We start from the raw sequence: 5191 nt of genomic DNA, 5'->3' as shown, positions 1-5191 counted from the left end.
GTTGTCAGAAAGTCGGGCAATCCCAGCACTTACCCCTACAATGGTTGTCAGAAAAATCCCTGCGATCGCCACCCGCAAGGAGTTAATTAACCCCACCCACAAAGCATGACTGTAGGTGTCAGTGGGTTTGTAGGTAATCAGCGTCTCGCCAATATCAAAAGATGCTTGTTGCTTAAGAAAATCAAATCCAAACGGGATACCCAATTGCTGCAAATTGCGCTTGAGATTCCCCCACAGTATTACTACTACAACTGCTGCTAAAAATACGGCAACTAATTGCCCTACAATCTTCCAAAAGCGGACATCACGCCATATAGAATTAGTCATTTGTCATTTGTCATTTGTCATTAGTTATTAGTCATTGGGCATTGGGCATTGGGCATTGGGCATTGGGCATTGGGCATTGGGCATTAATTCTTGTCCCTCACTCCCCACACTCCCCACACTCCCTCATCTCCCTCATCTCCCTCACTCCCTCACTCCCTCATCTCTTCTACCGGAACGGCGGAGAATAAAGCAGTCCGCCTTTGCTCCAGAGTTGATTTTGGCCGCGAGCTAGATTAAGTTTTGTCTTGGGGCCGAGGTTGCGATCGTAAATTTCGGCGTAGTTACCAACGTGCTTAATTATTCTGGCTGCGAAGTCGTTTGTTAAGCCGAGTCCTTCGCCAAGGTTGCCTTCGGTTCCTAAAAAGCGCTTAACATCTGGGTCGTTACTAGCAGCAAACTGACCCAAATTCTGGGAAGTAATGCCCAACTCTTCGGCTTTTACCAGGGAATAAACTACCCATTTAACAGCATCACCAAATTTAGCATCCCCTTTGGCAACTGCTGGTGCAAGGGGTTCTGAAGATATCACTTCATTGAGAATCACGTTATCTTCTGGTTTTGGTAAAATTGTACCCCGCGAAACTAATGCTGAACGGTCGGCCGTAATGCCGTCGCAACGACCTTCGGCATAAGTAGCAAAGGTAACGTTAACGTCTTCAAAGACAACGGGTTTGTAAGTGATGCCCCTTTTCCGCATTTGGTCTGCTAAGTTCTGTTCGGTAGTAGTTCCAGTTTGAACGCAGATTGCTTTATCCTTCAGGTCTGCCAGAGTCTTAATGTTGCTATTTTTGCGAACCATTATGGCTTGTCCGTCGTAAAAGACCACAGGTGCAAATTCTAAACCTACAGAGGTATCGCGGCTAAGTGTCCAGGTAGTATTGCGGCTGAGAACATCTACTTCACCAGTTTGCAAAGCTGTAAACCGCTCTTTAGAATTGAGATTGCGAAATTCTACTGCTTCTGGGTTATCAAATAAAGCTGCGGCGATCGCACGACAGACATCCACATCAATGCCGCTATATTTACCATCAGTTCCCACAAAGCTAAACCCTGGTACTTCACCACTGACACCGCAAATTACCTGACCACGGCTTTTAATATTATTCCAACGATTTTGAGTTGCTGGTACTGCTGGATTACTGCCTGGAGTGCCGGGTGTACTTGCTGTTTGTCCTGAATCTCCACCACAAGCTGCGATCGCAAAGACTAGGGGTGCGATCGCTAGAATTAAAGCTGATTTACGCATAAACTTCATAACTGATTAGATAATAAAAAATGTATTGCTGACTACAATCATTCATTGAAAACAATTTGTTGCTCGTAATATAAAACTCTACCAGCCTCTGAAGTATCTACACCAACCTAACAAATACCCCTAGCAGGTTAAACTAGGTCTGGTAACAACTGCTCCACGTTCCTTATGAGGCTTTTATGGGAGCTAACCTCAAACAGATTGCCAACTATTTAGACGACCTTGGTTGGGACTACCGTTTTGATGATGAAGAAGACCGGATTATAACAGGTGTGGAGGCTGATAACTTAGAAGATTTTCTAATAGTTGTTCAGCTGGATGAAGAGGGAAAATTTTTCCGAGTATTTGCCCCTCAAGTCTTGACAGGAATCCAAGACCATCCTCACAAGGGAGTTATCCTACAAACAATGCTTGCCATTTCCTGGGAAACCAAAATGTTGCAATGGGAGTATGACCCATCTGATGGCGAAATCCGTGCCATTATTGAGTTTCCTCTAGAAGACTCGATTCTCACAGAAAAACAATTTCACCGTTGTCTGAGTGGGTTAATTCAGATTGTGGATAGCATAGCAATACCTCGCCTGAAAGAAGTGATGGCAACAGGTTTTGATCCGGGAAATATAGAACTTGGTGAAAGACTGTTACTCAGTATCCAAGAAGAAGCCCCAGGATTGCTAGATTTGCTAGAAAAGGCAATGGAAGCGCGAAAAAAGCGAGGAAGTTTTAAGGCCGAGTGAGACGGATCATCACTTAAATAGCTATACTCCAAAGTGATACCCTCACTATATACTGAAATTTTCTGGGGCTGGATATTATGACATCCTATGCAACCTCCTCTGCCAAAGCGGAAATGAGTGAACTACGGCGGTTGAAAGGCTTACTACCGCCAGAATTACAGAGCTGGGTCACGGTTGAAGGCACAACTGAGGTCAATCCACCCCTGGTTCGTTGCGAAGAAATTGGTAAAGACCAGGTAGAAATTCAAATTGACTTGGTGAAATGGGATGCCCTCGCAATGGATCAGCGTAATCTGCTATTCTGGCATGAAGTTGCCCGCGTTCAAAATGACACGATTCCTAAAGATGGTTGGGAAATGGCAGCACTAGCCATCGGTTTAGGTGGTGCTGTAGGCGAATTGTGGGTACAAGATGGATTGCTTCTGGTGTTAGCTTTGTCGCTGTGTGGCGTGTCAGGCTGGCGACTGTACCAAAAGAATAATGGGGAAAAGCAACTAAAAGAATTGCTCTATGCTGATGAGAAAGCGATCGCTTTGGCAACTCGTTTTGGTTATAGTCTCCCCAATGCCTACAAGAGTCTAGGTAGCGCCTTAAAAACCCTGATTGACAATACTCCTAGTAAGCGCCAACGGTCGAAATACGAAGCAAGACTATCTGCCCTCAAACGCAGTGCCAATAAGGCAAAAGCTAAATCTAAAACTCCAGATGAAGGCGGGTTGTAGAGACGCGATTAATCGCGTCTGTACTTAAAAGAGACGCGATTAATCGCGTCTGTACAGGAGTTATGAGTTATGAATTGAGTGAACTTCAAACTCCTCATTCCTCACTCCTCACTGTTTTCCTCGTTAACAGCCTCCGAGTGGAAATGCCTACTAAGGGGGCTGCTGCCTCCCTGATTAGCGGCAGCAATGACGATTTCATAGAATCTTACTTTTTTCTTGACTACATCTTTATCAAACTCAAATTTTACAGTTGGTTCAGCATTTTATGCGTCTGAGGGATCACACGCACGTGCTTGAGAAAGCCCTTCATCAAAGCTTGCCACATCAAAACTTGATCAGCCGTAGGGGCAAGCACAGCTATTGGGGAGAATTGTTCAGATACTGGCAAAGGCGTAACAGGTTGTAAAAATACCGAGATATCTGGACTAACCTCTGCCACCAGCAAAGCTGAACGTTCCAACTCGGCTGGATCTGTGTTTTGAGACACAATTATCTTGACAAAAACATTTAAATATGATTCATGACATAATTGGAGAAATTTAGCATGTTCTTGCCAATGACTTTCGCCGCTAACACTGGGCAATTTGAAATCCATACCTACAGAGTCTAAGTAAGGGAGAATCATTGCCAGTTGTTCTGGGCGATGTCCGCCAGTTTCTAAGTATATAGGTAGACCGATTATGGCTCGTACTTGCGGTAGAAACTGGGTTAAAAATGGGGCATGAAGAAGTGGTTCGCCTCCAGTTAAGCTAATGCTATCGTGTAGAGAAGGTACATTTTGTCGTTCAACCCATTCAATCAATATGGGTAGAGAGACAGGGTTAGAGTGGATTTCAAAGTCGCGCAATCCAGGCGATCGCTCTATCCGACAAGTAGAAGGTGCATTCCAAGTGTGGGCGCTATCACAAAAATGACAGCGCAAATCACACAGAGCAAAACGAATAAATATCTGACGTGTCCCTACATTCAGTCCTTCCCCTTGAATGGCAGAAAAAATTTCAATCAGGCGTGCAGTAGGTGTAACCGTAGTTTTAGCAATCATTTGATGAGAGCAACGCGATCGCGCTGTGTCGGCACAACAACAAGGATGTTTTTTGGCTTCTTGTTCTATTGTGAATCGTCGCTGGCGATCTCCAATCTCAGCCCCGGTAAATGGCAATTAGTCCTTATTACTACTGATTCCAATATTAGGTTAAGTAATTTTCTAGGACAAAATAATATTTGGCAGATTACATTATACATGGCAACGAAAGTGCAGAGCTTCATGACTAGCCAACCGACAGAGGTCGATTTTCCAGTTAATTCCTTAAACGACACGGCTATAGTGCAGGTGCCTAAGCGGTTGAGCGTGCTGGAGGCTTTAGGCTTTAAGCAAACCTGCCAAAGCTTAATCCAGCCCAATTCACATCCTAAGCAAATCATCATTGACTTTCACCAAACTATTTTTATGGATAGTAGTGGCTTAGGTGCCCTGGTTAGTAATTTTAAATACGCCCAAACTCAAGGGATTACATTAACACTGCGGAATGTAACACCTCAAATAATGGCAGTCCTAAAACTCACGGGATTGGATCAGGTTTTTCCCTTAGAGCTTGTACATGATGGGCCGCTAATCAAACAGGAAGACTTAGTAGATAATCGGAAGACAACTTCCCGGAAAGTAGAGCAGTTACCCACTACTCACCCTTCTGTGGCATCCTGGATGAAACGGTTGTTAGATATTGTAGGGTCAGTGATCGGTTTATTAATTACAGGAATTTTATTTATTCCGATTGCGATCGCTATTCAAATTAATGATCCCGGGCCAATTTTCTTTATTCAAATTCGTTGTGGTTGGATGGGGAAACGGTTTAAGATTTGGAAATTCCGCTCTATGTGTGTGGATGCGGAAGCAAAGAAATCCCAAGTTAAAAATCAAGTGCAAGGTGCTTTTTTCAAGAATGAAAATGACCCCAGAATTACCAAAATAGGGCGCTTTTTACGGCGAACTAGTCTTGATGAATTACCCCAATTTTGGAACGTCCTCAAAGGAGAGATGAGTTTAGTAGGTACTCGACCACCTACACCCGATGAAGTGGAACGCTACGAAGTACCGGAGTGGCAACGTTTAGATGTTAAACCCGGCATGACTGGCGAATGGCAAGTGAATGGAC

At 44.1% G+C, this 5191-nt stretch carries 5 protein-coding genes and 1 pseudogene; 3 read left to right on the top strand and 3 right to left on the bottom strand.

Annotated features, from left to right (window positions below; genetic code table 11):
• Positions 1–327 (bottom strand): annotated as a pseudogene (locus LC574_RS25605) (amino acid ABC transporter permease); the annotation flags it as partial.
• Positions 328–493: 166 nt separating this feature from the next.
• Positions 494–1573 carry an amino acid ABC transporter substrate-binding protein gene (locus tag LC574_RS25600; RefSeq protein ID WP_229456353.1) on the bottom strand — a complete coding sequence of 360 codons (1080 nt, stop codon included), beginning with the start codon at positions 1571–1573 and terminating at the stop codon, positions 494–496.
• Positions 1574–1758: 185 nt separating this feature from the next.
• On the opposite strand from LC574_RS25600, the gene LC574_RS25595 reads away from it, so the two are divergent.
• The gene (locus LC574_RS25595; RefSeq protein WP_229456351.1) at positions 1759–2316 is read left to right on the top strand and encodes a hypothetical protein; all 558 of its coding nucleotides are present in this window, start codon (positions 1759–1761) and stop codon (positions 2314–2316) included.
• Between the two features lie 77 nt (positions 2317–2393).
• A complete protein-coding gene (locus tag LC574_RS25590) occupies positions 2394–3038 on the top strand; it encodes a DUF3318 domain-containing protein (protein WP_229456350.1) in 645 nt (214 codons plus the stop codon).
• Between the two features lie 244 nt (positions 3039–3282).
• Here LC574_RS25590 and LC574_RS25585 read toward each other — a convergent pair whose 3' ends face one another.
• Complete coding sequence (locus tag LC574_RS25585; RefSeq protein WP_229456352.1) at positions 3283–4080, bottom strand: 7-carboxy-7-deazaguanine synthase QueE; 798 nt, start codon at positions 4078–4080, stop codon at positions 3283–3285.
• 198 nt (positions 4081–4278) lie between these two features.
• Between LC574_RS25585 and LC574_RS25580 the strand changes: the two genes are divergently transcribed.
• A partial coding sequence (locus LC574_RS25580; RefSeq protein ID WP_229456349.1) for a sugar transferase occupies positions 4279–5191 on the top strand: 913 nt, incomplete at its 3' end.

It is taken from the genome of Nostoc sp. CHAB 5715 (assembly GCF_020829685.1).
Taxonomy (GTDB): domain Bacteria; phylum Cyanobacteriota; class Cyanobacteriia; order Cyanobacteriales; family Nostocaceae; genus Nostoc.
Note: the sequence above shows the minus strand (reverse complement) of the source record. Positions and strands in the feature narration are given on the sequence as shown.